Origin of the sequence: Emergencia sp. JLR.KK010, assembly GCF_037018265.1 — a bacterium.
Classification (GTDB): Bacteria; Bacillota; Clostridia; order Peptostreptococcales; family Anaerovoracaceae; genus Senimuribacter; species Senimuribacter intestinalis.
On sequence record NZ_CP143550.1, the window covers coordinates 2,866,122 to 2,887,997 of the forward strand.

Genomic DNA, 21,876 nt, shown 5'->3' on the forward strand with positions numbered 1-21,876 from the left:
AATTTTTGCAACCTTTCAATCTTCAAGAACGCAATTCCAATACTGCAAAATGCTAATACCCTGCATTGTTGCGCTGTTATCTTTCCCTATACATCACTGTCCGATTTTATCCAGTTCCCAATACCATGTATTGTTTATCCGCTTTGCCCGGACACCTAACTCTTTTTTCGCGTTTTCCAGTGTCCGTTTTGATATGTTCTGTTCGTCCGCAAGACTGAAAATCTCATTGCTCTGCATGGCATTATTTGTTTCTGCCAGTTCCCTAATCAGACGCTTCGCCTGTTCCATTTTATTTGCTTTCGGGGCAATGCCGCCTAAGACTTCATCAGCCGTAATCTCATAATCTCCAAGCCATTGAAAACCGTTCTCTGACAACGCAAATGCTTTCGGGTGTCCGAACGCCGCAAGATTATTTTTAATCTGCACCACAGCCCTTATATTTTCTTCTCCCTCAACCCTGCCGACTAAGAGAACGCTTCTAGCGACTGCAAAAAAATCAATCGAACCCATTCCCCGGTATGCCGCTTTATTTCCTGCTGCCTTGTTCATATGCCCGACAAGGACAATCGCACACTGGTATTTCTCTGCCAGTGCCGCCAGTTTCTTTGTCATATCCCTTGCTTCATTCGCCCGGTTCATATCCATACCACTGCCTAAATAGGCTTGTATCGGGTCTAAAATCAGCAGCTTTGCGCCTGTCTTTATAACAGCCTGCTCCAAGCGTTCATCTATCATGGAAAGTGATTTTATCTTTCCATCAATGACAGAGATTTTCTCACAGTCTGCCCCCGCCTGTTCTAACCGTGGCTTTACCGTATCGGCAAGACCGTCCTCCGCACTCTGATAGATTACATTCAAAGGCTCTGTAAAATTCATTCCATTGTCTAAATTATCTCCCTTAGACAGTTTCGCCGCTATATTCAGAATAAATGTTGTCTTTCCGTCCCCCGGATCGCCTTGAACAATAGTCAGCTTGCCATAAGGGATAAACGGAAACCACAGCCAAGAAACTTCCTGCGACTGTATCTCCGACAATTTAATCAACTGTAATTCTGTTTTTGTTTCTTCCATAATGCCCTCCATTTCTGAAAAATCGTTGTCACTGGAAGAAACCTCTGCTATACTTAAATTGTGAGATTGATAACAGAGGTTTTCCAGTTATCACAGCCCTAACAGTTGCCGCTGTCGGGGCTTTTTTCTTCTCCGTTGGCGTTTCCCTGCCACAGATATTTTGCTCCGTCCAACACCCACAGGATAGCTTTCAGCATATCAAGACAGTCATTCCGCATATCTTCCAATTCCTCCGGCGTTAAATCAATCTCTGTCTTTTCAAACGCTTCCGTCACTTCCCGGATATTTGTCTGCATTATCTTTAGTTCCTCTACCAACTGATAAACCAATTCTTTTTTACCAACCACGCACACCCGGTTATAAATGCAGGAACGGACAAAATAATCTTTCTTAGAAAGTCCGCTTGCTAAAATCTTCGCTTCGATTTCTTCCCTCTCTCTGGGGGAAATGCGAAAGCTGATTGTTGGGTATTTATGCACTCCACTCATTCTTCTTCCTCCCTGCTGTTCTCAATCTCCAATTTATCCGCAAGTTCCCCCTGCTTGTTGGGATATAAATGTGAATAAGTATTTAATGTTGTTTCGATTTTCTCATGCCCCAACCGTTCCGCAATCGCTAATGGTGTAAAACCCATTTCCACGAGTAACGAAGCGTGGGAATGACGAATATCGTGCAAGCGTATTCTTTTCACTCCCGAAGCCTTGATACCTCTGATAATCTCATGCTCCATATAGGATTTTGTAAAACGGAACATACTTTCGTCTGCCATAATTCCGTATAAGTGCGAAGTATACTCTTTTAATTCCTCTGTCAGAAACGGCGGTATCGTTATGACACGCTTGCTCTTTGGCGTTTTGGGCGGTGTGATAATATCCCTGCCCTCTATCCGCTGATAGGACTTGTTTACGGAAATAGTACGCTTCTCTAAGTCAATATCATTGTAGGTAAGGGCAAGTAATTCTCCAATCCTCATGCCTGTCCAGTAAAGGAGCAAAAATGCCATTTTTGTTTCCGGCTTGTTCTCCACAGTCACAAGAAACTGCTTAAACTCCTGCTTCGTCCAAAACTCCTTTTCCCCGGCGTGGCTCTTTCCGATACTCCCGGCTTTCCTGCAAGGGTTGTCTTTCAAGTCATAGTACCGAACCGCATAATTGAAGATTGCCGACAACTGATTATTGACCGTTTTCAGATACGTTTCCGAATATCCTTTTTTCATCAGTGCATTTTGCCACGCCCGAATATCGGAAGCCTTAATCTCATTCATGTTCTTTTTCTTGAAATACGGAATAATTTTCAAGTCAATAATGAATTTCTTTGTACGCATGGTGTTTTCACGCAGACGGTGTTCCATATCCTCATAATAGATTTGTACGAAGTTTTCAAAATTGATGTCTAAATTCCTCTGCTGCTGTTGCAGGAAGTCACGCTCCCACTATTCCGCTTCCGCTTTTGTCTTAAATCCCCTCTTGTTCTTCTTGTGGCTTACGCCCTGCCAGTCCTTATAATAGAACTGGCAACGCCACATCTTTCCGTCCCTTGTCGCTGACATAAAATCTCTCCTTTCCTACATGGCTACGGTCAGACCGTAGAATTTTTCTTCAAAGTATTTTGTCGGGACTTTGCCGCAGATTGTCCGATAGCCCTTTGCTTTCAGTTCCTCATTCAGCCCCCGGATAATCTTATAGGCATAACCCGTTGATACACCAAGCATTTCAGCCGCTTCCTCTACCGTTACATACATTTTCTTTCCATTCTCCATATAGTCCTGTCCTTTCCTTTTTTATTTTAGGTACACATATGTGACCTTTATGTTTTTATTATACGGTACACTTTTGTGAACGTCAAGTATTTATTTTAAATTTTTATACACAAATGTGTCCTAGTATGATAGAATTAGACTAAGCACTAACGAAAATCACATAAATTGGAGGTATTGTCATGACTACCGGGGAAAAGATTAAACACTTTCGGAATTTGCGCGGCATATCACAGGAAACGCTTGGACAGCTTTCCGGCATTAATTCCGCCACAATTAAAAAGTATGAGTATGGCATCCGCAATCCCAAGCCCGACCAACTGCTGAAAATTGCAAATGCTTTGGGTATCAGTATCAATGTTTTCATGGATTTTGATATAGAAACAGTGTCAGATGTATTGTCTTTGATTTTGAAAATGGACGAACAATTAGATATGAACTTTGAAGCTGAGAGGTACGAGGACGGAAGTTTTAATCCCGCTACAATCAAAATATCTTTCAAGAACTCCCTGCTCAATCATAAGTTGGGCGTATACATGAAAGCAAGAGAATTGCAGGAGAACCTTTTGAATGATACGGAACGCTTCTCGTCAGAAGAAGAACACCAACGGGCGATTGAAGCACTCTCAAAGGATTTGGACGCTGTTAAGCAGAGTATTCTTGATGACAGTAAGATTGTTAAAAAAGGTGTTAGAGGTATATCTGTAAAAATTTATCCCGAAAATTAGCCATTCTCACTATACCGAAAAATATTTGCCACACTTTAGAGAGCCTTAGTGACATTTGAACTTTCTTGTGGTATAGTAGATTTCCACTTTTAAGAAAAGGAGTTGATGATATATGCCACAGATGAATAAAGGCGGTAAATTTATTTTCGGAAAATCGCTGATACGAGATGACTTGACAATCCATCTCCCAACACAGGCTCTTACAGAGTACAACGCCACAGCAGAGAGAAAAGTCTATCTTTTTACTGGAAGCAAGGTCACTGGCGGCTTTTGTGTGACAAGAAAAGGATTGTTAGAACCATCAAAGTTAGGACACATTCTTACTGATAATCCGGCTTTACTGAATTATCAGACCGCAGAGGGCGAATTTGTCAAATACAAAGGGCGGTCATACTGTTGGGTAAATATTTCAGAGAATGGTGTAATTCAGCTTAATCAGCAGATATTAGATTTTCTTAATCTGAAGATTGGAATGGAACTATTGTCTATCCGAAGCAGTGATATAGCTTTTACAATGGGTGCAACCGGTCCCCTGTTGGAAAGAGCCGACAACTATGAGGGCGAAATTCCTCTGTATTAAAAAAGCAGGTATCATGATACCCGCCCAAAATCCAGTATTCCTCAAATAATTAGAGCCATTTTAGAGCCAAACGGCATAAAGCACTCCCGGAAATGCCCATTTTATCAGCATTTCCGGGATTTTATCTGTTACTCGAACTCTATCGTCCCTGGCGGTTTTCCCGTACAGTCATAGAACACTCTGTTCACGTGATCCACTTCGTTGATAATCCTCGTAGTCACTTTTTCGATGACTTCCCAAGGCAGTTTTGCTGCCTCAGCGGTCATGAAGTCGCTGGTGGTAACAGCGCGAAGCGCCACCGCATAATCATATGTACGGAAGTCGCCCATGACACCGACGGAACGCATGTTGGTCAGGGCCGCAAAATACTGGTTGATTTCCTTATCAAGACCAGCAGCAGCAATCTCTTCTCTGTAAATCGCATCAGCGTCCTGCACCAACTTTACCTTTTCGGCAGTTACATCACCGACAATACGAATCCCAAGTCCCGGTCCCGGAAACGGCTGACGGAAGACCAGATACTCCGGAATGCCTAATTCCAGACCTGCACGGCGAACTTCATCCTTAAACAGCATGCGCAGCGGCTCGATGATTTCCTTGAAATCCACATAATCAGGCAGCCCTCCCACGTTATGATGGCTCTTGATTACCGCAGAATCGCCTAATCCCGATTCAATGATATCCGGATAAATGGTGCCCTGCACCAGGAAATCCACAGCACCGATTTTCTGCGCCTCTTCTTCAAAGACACGAATAAATTCTTCACCGATGATTTTTCTCTTTTCCTCCGGCTCGGTCACTCCTGCCAGCTTATCGTAAAAACGCTGCTGCGCATTGACTCTGATAAAATTCAGGTCATACGGACCTTCAGGACCAAATACAGCTTCTACTTCATCCCCTTCATTTTTACGCAGAAGACCGTGATCCACAAATACGCAGGTCAGTTGCTTTCCGATGGCCTTGGACATCATAACCGCCGCAACGGAAGAATCCACACCACCGGACAGAGCGCACAGCGCTTTTCCATTTCCCACTTTGGCACGGATTTCTGCGATAGTGTTTTCGACGAAAGCGTCCATCTTCCAGTCCCCTTTGCAGCCACACGGACCGTAAACGAAAGCAGACAACACCTCAGTTCCCTGTACCGAGTGGGTTACTTCCGGGTGGAACTGTACCGCATAGATTTTCGCCTCTGCGTTTTCCATCGCAGCCACCGGGCACACCGGCGTGCTTGCAGTCACCGCAAAACCTGCCGGCGCTTTAGCAATATAATCGGTATGACTCATCCACATGATAGTAGAGTCGTCTACATCACGGAGAATCCCGTCCTTATTTTTAATCGTAATTTCTGTCTTTCCATACTCACTGACCGGCGCAGTTTCCACCTTGCCGTCGAGAGCCCAGGCAACCAGCTGTGCGCCATAGCAAATGCCCAGAATCGGAATACCTGCGCTGAAAAGCGCTTTGTCATAATGAGGAGACTCCATGTCGTATACACTGTTAGGACCTCCTGTCAAAATAATCCCTTTGGGATTTTTCGCCTTTAGCTCGTCCAAAGGCATTGTATAAGGGTGCACTTCGCAGTAAACCCCTGCTTCACGGACCCTACGGGCAATCAGCTGATTGTACTGCCCGCCAAAGTCCAAAACAATAATCAGTTCTTTATTCATTTTGACAGCCTCTATCTAATCGCATTCTGAGAACTGTCACGCAGAATCACATCATGTGCGCCGCCCTCTACGATAGAAGTCGCAGATACCAGCGTCAGCTTCGCATTTTTCTGCAGATCTGGAATGGTCAGAACACCACAGTTGCACATGGTGGATTTTACTTTATTCAGAGACAGCGTCACGTTATCATGAAGCGGTCCTGCATAAGGCACGTAAGAGTCTACACCCTCTTCAAACTTCATTCTAGGATCGCCGCCCAGGTCGTATCTCTGCCAATTGCGGGCACGGTTGGAGCCTTCGCCCCAGTACTCCTTTACATAGTTGCCGTTGATATTCAGCTTGTTGGTCGGTGATTCGTCAAATCTGGCAAAGTATCTGCCCAGCATGATAAAGTCAGAACCCATAGCCAGCGCTAAAGTCATATGGTAATCATACACGATACCGCCGTCGGAGCAAATCGGCACGTATACACCGGTTTTCTCAAAGTATTCATCTCTTGCAGCAGCAACTTCGATTACTGCAGAAGCCTGTCCGCGGCCGATACCTTTCTGTTCTCTTGTGATACAAATGGAGCCGCCGCCAATACCGATTTTTACAAAGTCTGCACCAGCGTCTGCCAGGAAATTAAAACCATCGCGGTCAACAACGTTGCCAGCGCCGATTTTCACAGTGTCGCCGTATTTTTCTCTGACCCATTTGATGGTGTCGAGCTGCCACTCGGAGTAGCCTTCAGAAGAGTCGATACAAAGCACGTCCACTCCTGCATCGACCAGAGCCGGAATCCTTTCCTCGTAGTCACGGGTATTTACGCCGGCGCCCACTACATATCTTTTGTGAGCATCCAAAAGCTCATTCGGATTGGATTTGTGGTTGTCGTAATCCTTTCTGAATACGAAATGAGTCAGTCTCTGCTTATCGTCGATGACCGGCACTGCGTTCAGCTTGTTATCCCAAAGAATATCGTTAGCTTCGCTTAAAGTGCATCCGTCCTTGGCGTAAATCAGCTTCTCAAACGGTGTCATAAATTCGCTGATCTTGGTGTCGGTGGACATTCTGCTGACACGGTAGTCTCTGCTGGTTACCAGACCGACAATTTTTCCCTCTGCTGTACCGTCCTCGGTAATCGCAATGGTAGAATGACCAGTTCTTGCCTTCAGTTCCAGTACATCCTCCAAAGTCTGATCCGGTCTCAGGTTGGTATCGCTCTTTACAAAACCCGCCTTATAGGATTTTACTTTGCGAACCATCTCCGCCTGGCTAGCAATAGACTGGGAACCAAATATAAAAGAAATTCCACCTTCCTTAGCAAGTGCAACTGCCATTTTATCATCGGAAACGGCCTGCATGACTGCGGAAACCAGTGGAATATTTGCGGTAATTGAAGGTTCTTCACCTTTCTTAAATTTAACAATCGGGGTCTTCAAGCTAACATTTTCTACTCTGCATTCCTTGGAAGAATAGCCAGGTACCAAAAGGTACTCGTTGAAAGTTCTTGAAGGTTCATTGAAATAGTGTGCCATTAATGTTACTCCTCTCCTAAAATAATAAAATATGTTAAACAAATTACTTATAAATTAAACGGCTGAAAAGGTCTCCTGCCGTAAAGTGTTGCCAATAATTTTATACTATTTGGCGACCTTTTTCAAGGGCAAATTTGAACCTTTTCAGCCTTTTTTGATAAATATTTTTTTCACAAGGTTTTCTTAGTTGAGGAGATCCAGCAATTCTTCTCTGGTGAGCATCGTCCCACTCATATCGCCGCCTGAAAGAAGCTGTTCCGAAAGCTGTCTCTTTTTCTCCTGCATCTCCAAAATTTTTTCCTCTATGGTGTCCTTTGCAATGAGCTTATACACATTCACAACACGCTTCTGACCAATTCTGTGTGCCCGGTCGGTTGCCTGATCCTGCACCGCCAGATTCCACCACGGGTCAAAATGAATGACTACATCTGCGCCGGTCAGGTTTAACCCCGTTCCTCCTGCTTTCAGCGAAATTAGAAACACCTGGGTATAATCCTGATTAAAAGCATTTACCATCCGGGTTCTTTCCTCTTTTTTCGTTGCTCCAGTCAGCATATAATAGGAATGCCCCGACGCGGTCAGTTTTTGCATAAGCTGCGGGAACAGCGACGTAAATTGAGAAAACAATAAAACTTTATGTCCACCGGATACAGCATTTTCAATCAGTTCCATAGCAAGTTCCATCTTAGATGCACCGCCTTTATATCCTTCCAGAAAAAGTCCCGGATCACAGCAAATTTGGCGCAGTCTCGTCAGCTCTGCCAACACCTTTATCTTTGCTGTGTTAAAGTCTTCGTCGCTTTGCTGCGTCAGCATAAGCTGCAGTTTCTTTACTTCCGCATCATAGAGTTCCTGCTGCTCACCTGTCAATCTGGTAAACGTATTCTTTTCAATTTTATCCGGCAAATCCCGAAGCACATCCGCCTTGAGCCTGCGAAGAACAAATGGTTGAACCATTTTCCTAAGCCGCTGCATCACAGCCTCATCACTGCTCTGCACAATTGGAATTTCCAATTCCTTGCGGAATCTCTCATATCCAAACAAAAATCCCGGCATCAGATAGTCAAAGATGCTCCATAGCTCGCTGAGGCGATTTTCGATTGGAGTGCCCGTCAGCGCCAGACGAAAAGACGCTCGAATCAATTTCACTGCCTTTGCGCTCTGCGTCCCGTGATTTTTTATGTACTGTGCCTCATCAATCACCTGACAGCCAAAGATCTTCTGTTCATACGCTGTGATATCCCTTCGCAAAAGTTCATAGGAAGTGATACAAACATCTCCATTTTCAATAGCAGCAATTTCCCTCTTTCTCTCGGCCGCATTTCCTGCGATGACTCGAACAGGAAGCGCCGGCGCAAATCGCTGCAGTTCACTTTCCCAGTTGTAAACAAGAGATGCAGGGCAAATAATCAGGTGAGGTCTTTGCCCCCGACCTTTATCCTCCCATTCAGACTGGAGATAGGTTATCACCTGCAGTGTTTTTCCAAGACCCATATCATCTGCCAGAATGCCGCCAAATCCATAACTGGACAAAGTTTTCATCCATAAAAAACCTCTTTTCTGATATTCGCGCAGAGCCGCACAAATTCCGGAAGGCAGTTCATAATCATTATCCTCTGTCGTACGCATATTACGAATCAACGCACGAAATTCCCTGTCTCTCTCAGCGGGAAGTGAAGATTTTTCTTTTAATGCCTGATCGAGGTACATCGCCCTGTATTTAGGGAGCAAAACTTTGTCTCCCAAAAGTTCCCTTGCCGACAAATGCAAACTTTCTTTCAATTCCGCCAGCATATCAATGCCCTCGTCATCGATATTGATAAAATCTCCATTTTTCAGGCGATGATATTTTTTCTTTTTATCGTAGCGACTCAAAATGTCCACAAGGTCTTCCCTTGACATATCCCCGCAAAGCAGCGATAAATCCAGCAGACTTCCAGATACAGACACTTGTACAGATACCTTTGGTGTCGGATGCACATTGATTTTTTTCAAAGCATCAGATATATAAACATCGCCCATCTCCCGCAGCTTATCAAGACCTTCTGTAAGAAGCGCAAAAATCAGTTCCTCGTCTCTCTCCACCGCAAGGCAATCCTTTTTTTCTGCTGCAGATTCAAAATATGGACGAATCAGCCTGAGCACCTCTGCCTCTTTTGCTAAATCTCTTCGGGTTAAATCTACAGATGGATCCAAAAGGTTATATTTTTCCATTCCATAAACACCTTTTGCCTGACAGGTAATCACATCCTTTATTGGTGCATCTAAATAAAATTCAAAGGCTGCCTCCTCGGCAGCATAATCGTTTGGCTCAAAGTTCTCGTACTGCACTTCCATCCAATCTTTTATCTTCGGCAGAAGCTGGCTGCAAAACGCAGGTAAATCCTCCTTCTTTACATAAACAGTCTTTCCCGACGCTGCAAAACTGCGAATCAGTTCCATCAGTTCTGCATTTTCCCTGTCCCTGTGCAAATAAATTACACCCTTCTTAAAGAAGATCAGATATTGACTGCTTTCGTAAACAGTTGGGCAATTTAAGTGCATTTCAACGCCGTTTTCCTGTCCCTCAATGGTTAAAGACAGGTCAGGTTTTCCCTGACAAACTTCCCAGTTTCTTGCACTGGCAGCAGGGATAAAAGCTTCAATGCTCCGCCCCAGCGTCGCTTCCAGAAGTTTCTCCAAAGAACTGCTTGTAAGTGCCATGTATCGCATTGCCGGTGCTGTATCATAATAGAAACTATAATAGCCCTTTGATTTCAGATAGCTTTTCTTATTTTCCCGCACCCAGTCCATTAGAAACACAACATAAGCCCGTGACTCCTCTTCAAAAGCCTCCAGTGTATGAATAAACGAGAGCTTTTTTCCGTAAGCATACTCTTCCTGCCTGTGCATACGCTCCACAAACTGAAAGATATCTCTTAAAACATATAGATGTTCACTTCCCACTTTAAATGAAACCTGCATATCTGCATTCTCAGACATTTCAAGGTAGGGCTGCAGCCGAATCTGCCCCTGTAGCTGCGGCTGCAGCGCAGGTGCCGTCCTTCTTGCAATCTCTTTTTCTATTAAAGCTTTGAATGTTGCCGTCGTATCTCTTTCCTTCGCTTGCCGACAGGCAGCATCCTGCCTGTTTTTAGATATCATTCCGGGATATTGTGGCTTCACAGCAGCTGCCTTATATCTTCCCTCCTGTTCCTGCTGATATTCCATATATTCAAGAAGCGCCGCCACACAGTGCTTGCAAATCCCACGATAGCTTTGAAAGGCCGGACAGTCACAATAAGTCGACTCAACTTCATCCCCTGCAATATCATAAGTAATCTCAACGGTATAGGTGTTGCGTCCGCTTCCCTTAACCTTTGCAATGACATTTTCAAAATCCGAATCTATCATATCTGTCTCAACATGGTATTGCAAAACCTTGCTCTTCTGGTACAGCTCTATGCCCCTCCCGTAGGTTGAATTCCCCGCCATACCTTTAATATCACTGCGTCTTAGCATTTACACTTCCCTCTTGTAATTTCTACACAAACAAATCAAACCAGTTAGTATTTCCCATCTCCTCATCCCCGAAAAATTCGATGTAATCGACAATCAGTTCCTCTACTGACTCGTCCACCTCAAAGATCAGTTTTCCGGTTCTGTTTTCCCCGGCAGCCAGCATTTCCTGATCCGGGTACATGCTGTCATCAAAGCTGTCCATAGTATCTGTCAAACCGCTGTCCATATCCGGCGCTACATAGGCGACAAAATCATAATTGCCGATTTCATATTCCTCATCAGTTGTATTGGTCACAGAAATATCTACGATAACAAATTTCTTGCCATCTTTTGCTGTCTTTCCATAGATTTCCTTTTCGGTTCGAACATCTTTCACCGTCCATTCAAAGAAACTGTTGGACAAAGTGTCCCCTAGCAGCCCTGTCGTCAGACTCCCAACATAAAGTTCTGCCTCTTTTGCCTGCTCCAAAAGCGGTCCGTAGTTTTTTTCTTCTCCGCCGCATGCGGTCAATGCCAGCACCAGCGCCAAACATAAACTTATGACAATATACTTGCTCTTCTTCATTTCATTTCCTCACAAAATTTTCTTTAATTCTTCCAGCGCCTCCGTCAAAGAGGGCTTCAGCATCCATACTTTTTCTAAAATTTCTTCTGCAGGCTGCACCAAATCTGGAACCATAACCGTCCTAAGCCCCGCCTTGCTTGCAGATAAAATGCCTGCAGCTGCATCCTCAAAGGCTATCGCCTCTGCCGGCGCTACCCCTATAGCTGCACAGGCTTTGAGATAAATTTCCGGATCCGGCTTGCTGCGTCCCACCATATTACCCGAAATCAGTCCATCAAAATACGATTCAATCCCAGCTCTCTGCAAATTGCCGCGTGCATAGCCCTCCGATGAAGAAGTAGCAAGCCCCACAGCTATTCCTTTTTCCTTTGCAAACTTTAGAACCTCCCGAGCGCCCTCTTTCATGGACATGCCTTCGAGGTCTACAATCTGTACAAAGTGCCGCGCCGCCCTTTCCTGAAACGCTTCAGCAGGAAAGTCATCTCCGTAAATTTCTTTAAAATATACCGCCCGCCGCGCTCTGTTAAAACCCAGCGTGTTGTAAATCTGCTCCCCGATGCCTTCATAGCCCAGTTCACTGCCTGCCGCATTCCAGCTGCGCTGCACAATCCGCTCTGAGTCAAAGAGAAGCCCGTCCATATCAAAGACAAAACCTTTTATCATCAGTTCTCCTTACTATGTGTTATTCTGTTATATTTTATCAATTCCATTCCCTTGACATATCTGACTGTGGTATGGTATATTGTTATTAACAAGGATATGCCGTTTGTGGTAGAGCGGCTTAGTCCAAAAGCATTGTCTTAAACCGTCAAACAATCACGTTTGGCGGTTTTCTCTACTTGCGGCCTTTATACAAGGTCGCAAGGGCAATGAGTACTAACGTATACTGAAGCAAATCAGATATTGTTATGTAGTTCATCGCATCACCCCCTCTTTTGGAGAGTGACCAAACCGCCCAACGGCATTTCTATCCCTGGTATGTGAAGCTGTCTCCAGCTTACTACCTGTTTCTCATCTGTCATTTCATTATAACAAACGTGCGTTCTTTCGTCAATATAAGACTTCTTCCCCTTTGTCCGCAATATTTCCTTATTTTTATCAATTCCTATTCTACAATAAACATACAAAAATGAAAAAAGTGATTTAACCTAAATTGCGTAATTTCGAAAAAAGTGTATAAACGTTCTTGCAAGATATTAAACATAATCACAAAATATTGCATAATATGCAAGCTTTCATTGCAAAATCGGCTATAAAGCCCTGCCTGGATTCAAATTGAATCGTCTTTCCTAAGTGTTTTTATACATTTTTTTCACGTTTTCCAATTCTCGGTTAAGATTTACACTTTCACTTATACATTTTTCCCTAAAAAAATTAATATAAGTTAAAACATCATTATATACTTGCAAAACCCTCCACCCCGCCTATCCAAATCTTCCGGTTTCACCTATGGAATTTTGTGGTATACTATTAGGTACAATGGAAAGGAGTTTCTTATGGATATAAATCAGTTTTTTACAAAGCTTGATGCACTCTTTGCAAACAAGGAAATGCAGCAGGCAGAAATATATATGAAAGAGAGTTTGCAGAGTGCAGAAAGCACTGGCGATTTCGGCTCCGCCATCGCAATCTGCAGTGAGCTTGGCGGCTACTATCGCATGCTATCCCGCTACAATGAGGGAATCCTTCTTTACGAAAAGGCCCTCGGCTATTTGAAACAGCTGGGACTTTCCGGTAGTGAACACCACGCCACCACCCTGATGAATTATGCCACCACCTGCACGCTGACCGGAGAAAAGGAAAAAGCACTTTCCTTTTACCGAGAAGCCGCCAGAATTTTTACCGCAAAGGGTCTGACTGCAGACTACCGCATGGCGACTTTATACAACAACATCAGCTCTGTGTATCAGGATCTTGAAGACTTTGAAAATGCAGAAAAATACCTGCGTCTTGCACTTTCCGTTTTAGAAAATCTGACAGAAACCGAAGCCGAAGTTGCTATCACCTACACCAACTGGGCGCAGCTCTGTCTCGTCACAAAGCGCCTAAAAGATGCCGAAGAAAAAGTACAGCTGGCGCTTGCGTCCTTTGAAAAAGCCGGCGGTGACAGCGATGTCCACTATGCCGCAGCGGTCAATGTTCTTGGCGAAATCTGCTATGCAAAGGGCGAATTTGCAGCAGCAATCGATCAGTTCAAAAAAGCGATGGAGCTTATGGCAAGAGATTTCGGCGATGATAACGCAAGCTATGCCGTCCTCGCAGACAATACTGCCCGCTGTTACACGCAGCTAGGCGATACAGACCTTGCAAAATCCTTCGCAGACAAAGCCGCCGCCATTTACGAAAGGATTGGAAGATGAACGGACTAGAGCTATCAAGAAAGTATTACGAAACCTATGGAAAAGAAATGATCGAAAGTGTAGAGCCGTCCCTCTTTGAGCGGATTTCCGCAGGACTTTGCGGCGAAGGCTCCCAGTGCATGGGTTTCGACGATACGATTTCTCAGGATCACGACTTTGCGCCGGGATTTTGCATCTGGCTCACAGAAGAAGACTTTGCCCGCTATGGACAAGCACTGCGGGAGGCTTATGAAAAGCTTCCCCACAGTTTCTGCGGCTTTTCAAGAGAAAATATCATCGCAGATGACAGACTGGGTGTGATGACAAACAGCAGCTTTTATCAGCGTTTTACTGGAAGTCCTACTGGTCCCGAGAACAATCTAGATTGGCTCATGACCCCGGAAGCACAGCTTGCTGTCGCCACAAACGGTCAGCTTTTTCATAATAAGAACAGAGACTTTTCTATGACGAGGGGGAGCCTTCTCGCTTTTTATCCGGAAGATGTTCGCCGCAAGAAAATTGCTGCTCGCGCCGCCATCATGTCGCAGGCAGGTCAATACAATCTTCTCCGCCTAATTAAGCGTCAGGATAAAGTGGCGGTAACCCTTGCCCTTGCCCGCTTTACAGAAGCGACTATCTCTATGGTGCATCTTTTGAACAAGCGGTATACACCATTTTATAAATGGGCATTTTTCAGCATGAAGACTTTGCCGAGGCTGGCAGACACTGTCGCACCGCTGCTTACAGCTCTTGCAGACATTCCTGCTCTGCTGAAAAAAGAGCCTACAGCAAAACTCCACGACACAGCCTTTAAGCTGACGGAAGAAATTTGCGCTGCAGTCGCAGCAGAGCTTCGCGCACAGGGACTTTCACAGGAAGAAGATAACTTCCTGCAGAGCCACCTTGCAAGTCTTATGGCAGGAATTAAGGACCCGCAGCTTGCCGCCATGCACCCCATGGCAGACTGCCCTAACTAATTATATAAGGAAGGAAATCTCACATGGAAAAAGATATCAAGCTCATCGAAGACATTATCGATTTAGAATGGAATATGTTTCAAAAGGTCGAAAACATCGGCGGCAGAGCAAGCTGTCAGGATGATTTTGAAACCTTTTATATCATGCGCCGCAGTCAGTACGAAAACTGGTCAGACGAAATGCTCACCCGCTACTATGCGTATGCCTGTTCCTGCGAAGCTGACGGCAGAAATCTGGTGACCGAGAAGTACGGTCGTATGATGGAATACACCGATCTACACTACTACAACAAGTACGTTGCATCCCATATGCCTTTCGTGCCAGTAAAAAATTACCGTCTAATCAACGAAATCGTGGAAACCATGATCCAATGGGAAAAGGATTTTGCAAAGCAGTATCCGAAACTTTCCGGCGCAGGAAGACCTATTACCGCAGACGGCGACAGCACTGGCTTTACCTCTCAGGAAACCTATGCGAGAGGCGAACTTGCAACCTACCCGACCGATCTTTTGGAACTTTACGCCGCCTATCTAAAAGAATTGAAATCCCAAGGCAAATCTCTTGCTATCATGATTCAAAACTCCATGGTGCACCTCTACGGCTACGCGACAATTGATGAGGCTGAGGAAAGCCTACGATAATAAATTTTAAAATTCCTGTAACGAAATTCGATCTTTTCCGATATATGGACAAAGAGAGGTGATAAAATGTTGGATATGGACGCCGCATACAAGGACTACGCCAACTACGTGTTCAAATTTTTGATGACACTTTGCATGGAAGAAAATACGGCGGAGGAGCTGACACAGGAAACCTTCTATCAGGCTGTGCGCACAGCAAACAAATACGACGGTTCCTGCAAAATTTCCACCTGGCTTTGTCAAATCGCCAAGCACCTTTGGTATCAGGAGCTTGCACGGCGGCAGAGAAAATCAGCAGTGCCGCTGGCAGATTTAAACGGTGAAGCCCTTGTGTCAGATGCACTTACGCTGGAACAGGCATTTTCTGTTAAAGACGAAAAAATGGCGCTGTTTCGCAAAGTGCATCTGCTTTCTGACATCGAAAAAGAAGTCGTTCTGCTCAGACTGACCGGCGCCTTTTCTTTTAAGGAAATCGGCGATATCGTCGAAAAAACAGAAAATTGGGCACGTGTCACCTTCTATCGCGCTAAGCAGAAAATATCGAAAGAATAAGAGGTAACAGGAATGAGAAACGAAATTATTTGCGAATTAACCAGAGATTTGCTTCCCAGCTATTTAGAGGGACTAACAAGTCCTGCCAGCAGCGAAGCCATCGAAAACCATCTAAAGACATGCCCTGCCTGCGCGCAAATTGCAGAAGATATGAAAGCTGCTGTTGAAATGCCCCAGCTGCCTTCGGAAAAAGAAAACGCCGCAGCAGATGCCGACCACGATATTAAGCCCTTTCTCAAACTGAGAAAGCGTACCCGCAGAGCGGTGGGAATTACAATCCTTACCCTGCTGCTGATTTTCGGCGGCGGCACTTACTATTTTGCCCACGGCTTTAGCCCTGACATCAATGATATCACCATTACTTGTGAAAAATTCGATGGTATGGTAGATATTATCTTTACATCAAAATCGCAGAATGTGATATTAAACAGCTATGTCGGCGGCTATCACCAGAATGCCGGTGAGGCAGAGGTCGATTATGTAGAGCTGGAAGCTTTCCACAAAAATCCATTTAAAAAAGTCCTCCGCAATAAGGCTTACTTTGGCTACACCTTCATCAACAAAGATACCATTTATGATTCCTTCGGCAACAAAACCCATATCACAGACCAAAGCTATTTTACGCTGAGTCTGAAAGATAAGGTAGTAAAAATCAACATTGCCGATTTATATCAGGGAAAGATAACATTTATGGAGTAGCAGTGGTTTACAGTCACTTGCATCGCCTTTTTCCCGTTGTGCATATAATCGAAAATTTTCTCTAAAATATGCACATCTCTTCAGAAATCCGTGCATATTTTCCATAATAATTCGCTATATATGCAGATTTTTGCCAAAAACAGGCGAGGTTTATAGGATAATCCCGAATAAACCTCGCCGTTTCTGCATATTTCAGTCGTTTTTCTTAAATTTATGCACGCCCGTGTGCATATTTTGAGAGTTATTTTAAAATTTATGCACACTAGCTCAGGCAGCCTTCCACTCGTTACAGCGCCTTTACCAGTCCGCCATCAACTAAGATGGTCTGACCTGTGATATAGGTGTTTGCAGTAGATGACAGCAAGAATGCTGCCAGTTTGCCGTATTCTTCTGGTCTTCCGTACCTGCCCAGCGGAATGGTCTTCCAAGTGTTTTCCTGCAGCTGTTCTACGGAAATACCCTGTTTTTCTGCACGCATTTTGTCCAGCTGATCGATTCTTGCAGTGCCGATGCGTCCCGGTCCGATGACATTGACCAGAATGTTATATTTTCCAAGCTCCTGAGAAACAGTCTTAGACCAGCCTACTACACCGGCACGCATGGTGTTTGATAGCCCCAGATTGTCGAGAACTGCCTTCACAGAAGAAGATGTGGAGTTGACAATTCTGCCGCCGCCGTTTTCCATCATAATCGGTGCAACCTCCCGCACTACTCTCTGATAAGAAAGAAGCGTCAAGTCAAAAGCTTTGTACCACGCTTCATCGTCAAAGGAATTAAGTGGTCCTGCCGGCGGTCCGCCTGCATTGTTGAACAGCGCATAGATCGGTCCGAATTTCTCGCAGGTAGCAGCAACCAGCGCTTTGATGTCCGCAAGGTGAGTCATATCGCCGCAGAAAAAGTCCACATTTTCATTTCCCGTTTCACTGATCAATTCCGCCTTAGCCTCCTGCAGCTGCTCCAAAAACGGGCTAAACAACATAACCTTTGCTCCCTCGGCCGCAAGTTCCCTTGCTACTGCCTTTCCAAGTCCTGAACTTGATGCCAGCACCAGAGCGCATTTATCTTTTAAACCTAAATCCATAGATATTCCCTCCTCATTATTTTTCTTTCTGTAATTTTAAATCCACGACCGGATTCACAAGCGGTTCCATGGCAAAGCCGTCCGATCCAAAAATGCGACACTCCAAGCTATCACCGTCCTGGATATGCACTGCTCTCGGAGTTCCCGTGGATAGAATATCACCCGGCAGCCACCCCTGCATATGAGAAATCAGCGAAACCAGTCTCGATGGACTGTGGGTCATGTTGGCCACTGTATTTGCCGCATGAATCTCTCCGTTATGCACCGTCTGCACTTCCAGGGCAGATACATCTTCCACTTCGTCCGGCGTAATCAAATGCGGACCAAAGCTGAAAAAGGTGTCAAAGCCCTTAACAAGGGTCAGAAATCTCGGATTCTGACGCAAAATAGATTCCTCCGTCATATCCAGAATTGTAGTATAGCCGGCAATATAGTCCTGCCATTCATCTTCACCGATAAACTTGCACTTCTTTCCCATAATGATGCCCAGTTCCGCCTCTCCGGTGGTTTTCTGCGCCTCTTCCATGGCAGGAATGCAGATTTCATCTCCCGGCCCTACGATACAAGAAGCCGGCTTGTAGAAACTCCCCGGAAAGCCCTTAGGCGCACCTTCACCTAAATCTCCGGCGTGATCCACATAGTTTAAGCCGATTCCAAAAATTCTCTGGGGATTTCTGTAAAGAGGTGCGTACTTCACTTCTGCAAAAGGTACACAGTTCATCTCTGCAAGCTTTTCTTTTCCGCCGTCATTGTACCAGACCGTCAAAGTTTCCAGCTGTCCGGTGCAGATTAAATCATACAGCAGAGTTTCCCAGGATGTGCCGCAGGTGGCATTGACTTCTTCTATGGGAACGATGCCCTTCTCCGTTACAATTCCTGCAAATTCCCCGCCTTTTATTTGAATAGTCGCTAAACGCATTTCTTGCCTCCTATCTGATAAACTGATATCCTCTGTGTATATTGACGATATCGCGCAAAATTGATGCTGCTGCCGGAATAACACCGCTGGCGCCTCCGATAACCGCAAGTTCCCCCAAAGTGTCTGAAACATAACGAACTGCTTTGTTCTTTCCCTCGACACTGTAAAGCAGATGTTCAGCCGGCAGTCTCTCAAGGCCTACAGACATGTGAAGCTGTCCGTCCTTTCTGACGGTTTTGCCGACCAACTTATATTTCAGCCCCGCTGCCGCTGCACTTTCTATATCCGCCGCAGAGAGAGCAGTAATTCCGCTTACCTTGATATCAGCCAGCGTTTTATCTTCGCCCATCAGCACGTTTGTCAAAATCAGGAGCTTTCCGGCAGTATCCCAGCCTTCCACATCTAGAGTCGGATCGGTCTCGGCAATACCGTACTCCTGAGCAATTTTTAATGCCTTCTCATATTCACAGTGATGATCTTCCATATATTTTAGAATAAAGTTGGTCGTTCCGTTCAGCACGCCTTCAATGGAAGTAATACTGCTTCCCGCAAGGTCCATGACACCGGCGTTGACGGATGGAAGAGCGCCTCCTGTAGTGCAGCCGATTCCAAGCTGTACACCGCAGGCTTTTGCCAGTGCTGCCAGCTTATGATAAGCCAGCATGATCGGTCCCTTATCGGAGATCACCACGTGTTTTCCTGCTTTCAGCAGACTTTCCGCATAAGAAAGCCCTGGCTGTCCTGTCTCCTTATTGGTTGGCGTCATAATCACTGCCAGATCTACCGCAGGATCCGCTGCTATCTCAGCTGCAGTAATATCTGCACTTCCGCCGGAAAACTTGGTAATATCCTTTTCTCTTTCTGTAAAAACTTCCAAGGCAGCCAAATCAATTCCCTTTGCAGCATAGATGCCGCCATAATAATCGACGATATAGCTGACCGTAACAGAGAGGTCTTCCGCATCCAGCATTTCTTTCTGCATATTCAAAAGTCGCACCAGTGCCTTTCCCACACCGCCATAACCAATGATTCCTATGTTCAAAATTCACGTCCTCCTTTAAATTACACCGATTGCCATGAGATTGTCACCCTCACATGCAGCAAAAGTAGACATAACCCATAAAATCACTGCGTCTTCTTCTGCATAAAACTCCCTGTAAACCTGATCTCCATGGTAGTCTGTCAAAACTGCCAGCAGCTGACCTTTTTTCACTTTTTCACCCGGGGTTACGCGGCAGTTATAAATACCGTTTTGTGAAGCTTTTAGACGGTAAAATCTGGAAAGTTCCTTTTGGCGCGGATTTTCCGCTACACTGCCGCAAATCATGCCGAGGTGTTTCATCACATTCTTTGCGCCTTCATAGTGGAGCATTTTCGTCTCCTCCTCGATGAGTCCGATACCACCGATTTCCGGCTGAATGCTCGGAATGCCCAGCTCGCTGACTGCGGCATAGAAATTTCCTCTGTCCGTTGCGCCTGCCCCATCCGTTTCCGTATAAGACACGTAATCCAGCCCGTATACCTTTGCCAGCACCCGTGCTGTTTCTGTTACCTTTTCGTCTTTTTCACTGATGTGATAAAAGGCGTAAGGGTACAGCCACTCAATGCTGTCGCCGCTGTGCATGTCGATGTGATAGTCTGCCTTTGCCGCAACCTGATGAACCAGTGTATAGCAAAGACGCTCGGTAATGGTGCCTGCCGCATCGCCGGGAAACGTATCGTTGAGATTTTTTCCATCCAGCGGATTCACAAAAGGCACCTTCGCCTGAAAAGATGCGAAGTTGCACTGAGGCACGCCGATGATAGTGCCGGAAAGCTGACTGGGCTCAATTTCATGATACAGCGTCAAATTCGCACCGATGCCCGGATACTCCGTACCGTGAACGCCCGAGGTAATGCAAAGCACTGGTCCGTCTTTTTCTCCGGCGATAACATAAAATGGAAAACTGGTTTCAGTCCCAGCTTCATCGCAAACCGGTATATCTTTTATCCATTTATCGCCTTTTTCAATTTCAAAATCTAATACCTTTAACATGGAATATCCTCCAACTCAGTTTATTTTTTTAATAGCTTTTCTGTCGCTTCCTTGATTTTGCCCATGGCTTTCTCGATGTTTTCATAAGAATTAGAAAAAGCGATACGCAGATAGCCTGTTCCATATTCACCGAAGGCAGAGCCCGGAATCATGGCGACGCCAGCTTCATTCAGATAATAATCTGAAGCCTCTTCATCTGTAATGCCAAGCCCTTTAATATTCATAAAGCAGTAGAACGCACCCTTTGGGCAATTGCAGCTAAGACCTTCGATTTTATTGATGGACTCATAGACCAGTTTTCTTCTTCTATCAAACTGCACACGCATTTCCTCAATACATCCTTGCGGTCCTGCCAGAGCCGCTTCAGCTGCATACTGTGATACAGAAGTAGCACAGGTTACAGTATACTGCAGTACACGAATCATAGCGCTGATGAATTCGGCATTCTTGGAAGCCGCAAAACCGATTCTCCAGCCCGTCATCGCGTAAGCCTTGGATACACCGTTGATGATGATGGTTCTCTCCGCCATGCCAGGAAGAGATGCGATACTGGTGTGCGTACTTCCATCATATAACAATTTTTCATAAATTTCATCAGAAAGCACGATCAAATTGTTGTCTTTTGCAATCTTTGCAATTTTTTCCAGACTTTCTCTACTGAGTACCGAGCCGGTAGGATTGTTCGGCGTGTTTACGATAATCATCTTGGTCTTTGGTGAAACCAGCTTTTCGATGTCTTCAATCTGCACATTAAAATCGTTTTCCTCCAGCAGCGGATAAGACACTGTCTTTGCTCCGGCAAGTTCTGCACAGTAAAAATAGTGGAGCCAGGATGGATTGGGAACAAGCACCTCATCGCCCGGATCCAGAAGCCCTGTCATCGCGATGGAAACTGCCTGATTAGCACCGACTGTTACGATGATGTCGTCCATCGTCATATCAAGACCGTTGTCTCTTTTGAATTTATCAGCTGCTGCCTGACGCAGACCTTCCGTCCCGTAATTGGATGTATAGTAGGTATACCCATCATCCAAAGCTTTCTTTGCTGCATCTTTGATAAATGCCGGCGTATCAAAATTCGGGCGCCCGATGCCCAGATTAATAATTTCTCTTCCTTCCTTTTCCAGCTTTCCTGCTGCTTCAAATACTTTTCTGATACCAGAAAACGGAATGGTGTCCATTTTCACACTCTGCTTCATTTTATTTGTCATGATTGACCTCCCTTGTTCTGAAAATTTCTCG

The 21,876-nt window shown here is 45.1% G+C and carries 20 protein-coding genes and 1 pseudogene; 7 read left to right on the forward strand and 14 right to left on the reverse strand.

The window, feature by feature from the left end:
* Positions 1-93: 93 nt before the first annotated feature.
* From V1225_RS13825 to V1225_RS13840, 4 genes and pseudogenes are all read right to left on the reverse strand, one after another.
* A complete protein-coding gene (locus V1225_RS13825) occupies positions 94-1,071 on the reverse strand; it encodes an AAA family ATPase (protein WP_251613893.1) in 978 nt (325 codons plus the stop codon).
* A gap of 98 nt (positions 1,072-1,169) precedes the next feature.
* Entirely contained in the window at positions 1,170-1,559 is a 390-nt protein-coding gene (locus tag V1225_RS13830) for a hypothetical protein (protein WP_338546900.1), read from the reverse strand.
* Positions 1,556-2,620, reverse strand: a pseudogene (locus V1225_RS13835) (site-specific integrase). The gene V1225_RS13830 and the pseudogene V1225_RS13835 overlap by 4 nt, the downstream one beginning before the upstream one ends.
* 15 nt (positions 2,621-2,635) lie before the next feature.
* Positions 2,636-2,830, reverse strand: coding sequence for a helix-turn-helix domain-containing protein (locus V1225_RS13840; protein WP_251616650.1), 195 nt, complete (start codon positions 2,828-2,830; stop codon positions 2,636-2,638).
* Between the two features lie 179 nt (positions 2,831-3,009).
* Here V1225_RS13840 and V1225_RS13845 point away from each other — a divergent pair, with 179 nt between their 5' ends.
* Positions 3,010-3,555, forward strand: coding sequence for a helix-turn-helix transcriptional regulator (locus V1225_RS13845; protein WP_161907798.1), 546 nt, complete (start codon positions 3,010-3,012; stop codon positions 3,553-3,555).
* Positions 3,556-3,667: 112 nt separating this feature from the next.
* Positions 3,668-4,135 (forward strand): hypothetical protein, encoded by a 468-nt coding sequence (locus V1225_RS13850; protein ID WP_016281900.1) that lies wholly within the window; start codon positions 3,668-3,670, stop codon positions 4,133-4,135.
* 128 nt (positions 4,136-4,263) lie between these two features.
* On the opposite strand, the gene guaA is transcribed toward V1225_RS13850, so the two are convergent.
* From guaA to V1225_RS13875, 5 genes are all read right to left on the reverse strand, one after another.
* A complete protein-coding gene (gene guaA, locus V1225_RS13855) occupies positions 4,264-5,805 on the reverse strand; it encodes a glutamine-hydrolyzing GMP synthase (protein WP_161907800.1) in 1,542 nt (513 codons plus the stop codon).
* Positions 5,806-5,816: 11 nt separating this feature from the next.
* The gene (locus V1225_RS13860) at positions 5,817-7,325 is read right to left on the reverse strand and encodes an IMP dehydrogenase (protein WP_160203099.1); all 1,509 of its coding nucleotides are present in this window, start codon (positions 7,323-7,325) and stop codon (positions 5,817-5,819) included.
* Between the two features lie 183 nt (positions 7,326-7,508).
* Entirely contained in the window at positions 7,509-10,826 is a 3,318-nt protein-coding gene (locus V1225_RS13865) for an SNF2 helicase associated domain-containing protein (protein WP_338546906.1), read from the reverse strand.
* Between the two features lie 22 nt (positions 10,827-10,848).
* The gene (locus V1225_RS13870; protein WP_338546908.1) at positions 10,849-11,391 is read right to left on the reverse strand and encodes a DUF4352 domain-containing protein; all 543 of its coding nucleotides are present in this window, start codon (positions 11,389-11,391) and stop codon (positions 10,849-10,851) included.
* 9 nt (positions 11,392-11,400) lie between these two features.
* On the reverse strand, positions 11,401-12,054 hold the full coding sequence (locus V1225_RS13875; protein ID WP_338546910.1) for an HAD family phosphatase: 654 nt from the start codon (positions 12,052-12,054) through the stop codon (positions 11,401-11,403).
* Positions 12,055-12,887: 833 nt separating this feature from the next.
* Here V1225_RS13875 and V1225_RS13880 point away from each other — a divergent pair.
* The 5 genes from V1225_RS13880 (at position 12,888) to V1225_RS13900 (ending at position 16,599) form a co-directional block, all read left to right on the forward strand.
* Positions 12,888-13,751 (forward strand): tetratricopeptide repeat protein, encoded by an 864-nt coding sequence (locus V1225_RS13880; RefSeq protein ID WP_338546911.1) that lies wholly within the window; start codon positions 12,888-12,890, stop codon positions 13,749-13,751.
* Positions 13,748-14,707, forward strand: coding sequence for a DUF4037 domain-containing protein (locus V1225_RS13885; RefSeq protein WP_251631001.1), 960 nt, complete (start codon positions 13,748-13,750; stop codon positions 14,705-14,707). Before V1225_RS13880 ends, V1225_RS13885 begins: the two co-directional genes overlap by 4 nt.
* A gap of 23 nt (positions 14,708-14,730) precedes the next feature.
* The gene (locus tag V1225_RS13890; protein WP_251616630.1) at positions 14,731-15,348 is read left to right on the forward strand and encodes a DUF4125 family protein; all 618 of its coding nucleotides are present in this window, start codon (positions 14,731-14,733) and stop codon (positions 15,346-15,348) included.
* 66 nt (positions 15,349-15,414) lie between these two features.
* Positions 15,415-15,900, forward strand: coding sequence for a sigma-70 family RNA polymerase sigma factor (locus V1225_RS13895; RefSeq protein ID WP_251631005.1), 486 nt, complete (start codon positions 15,415-15,417; stop codon positions 15,898-15,900).
* A gap of 12 nt (positions 15,901-15,912) precedes the next feature.
* On the forward strand, positions 15,913-16,599 hold the full coding sequence (locus tag V1225_RS13900) for a zf-HC2 domain-containing protein (RefSeq protein WP_251631007.1): 687 nt from the start codon (positions 15,913-15,915) through the stop codon (positions 16,597-16,599).
* 286 nt (positions 16,600-16,885) lie between these two features.
* Here V1225_RS13900 and V1225_RS13905 read toward each other — a convergent pair whose 3' ends face one another.
* The 5 genes from V1225_RS13905 to V1225_RS13925 are packed head-to-tail and all read right to left on the reverse strand — an operon-like array spanning position 16,886 to position 21,845.
* Positions 16,886-17,680: an SDR family oxidoreductase gene (locus V1225_RS13905; protein WP_161907808.1), complete on the reverse strand. Its 795-nt coding sequence runs from the start codon at positions 17,678-17,680 to the stop codon at positions 16,886-16,888.
* 16 nt (positions 17,681-17,696) lie between these two features.
* Positions 17,697-18,599, reverse strand: a complete 903-nt coding sequence (locus tag V1225_RS13910) for a fumarylacetoacetate hydrolase family protein (RefSeq protein ID WP_338546912.1) — start codon at positions 18,597-18,599, stop codon at positions 17,697-17,699.
* A gap of 10 nt (positions 18,600-18,609) precedes the next feature.
* Entirely contained in the window at positions 18,610-19,641 is a 1,032-nt protein-coding gene (locus V1225_RS13915; protein ID WP_251631013.1) for a Gfo/Idh/MocA family oxidoreductase, read from the reverse strand.
* A gap of 15 nt (positions 19,642-19,656) precedes the next feature.
* Positions 19,657-20,634 carry a succinylglutamate desuccinylase/aspartoacylase family protein gene (locus tag V1225_RS13920; RefSeq protein WP_338546914.1) on the reverse strand — a complete coding sequence of 326 codons (978 nt, stop codon included), beginning with the start codon at positions 20,632-20,634 and terminating at the stop codon, positions 19,657-19,659.
* A 20-nt stretch (positions 20,635-20,654) separates the two neighbouring features.
* Complete coding sequence (locus tag V1225_RS13925; protein WP_338546915.1) at positions 20,655-21,845, reverse strand: pyridoxal phosphate-dependent aminotransferase; 1,191 nt, start codon at positions 21,843-21,845, stop codon at positions 20,655-20,657.
* Between the last annotated feature and the right edge of the window lie 31 nt (positions 21,846-21,876).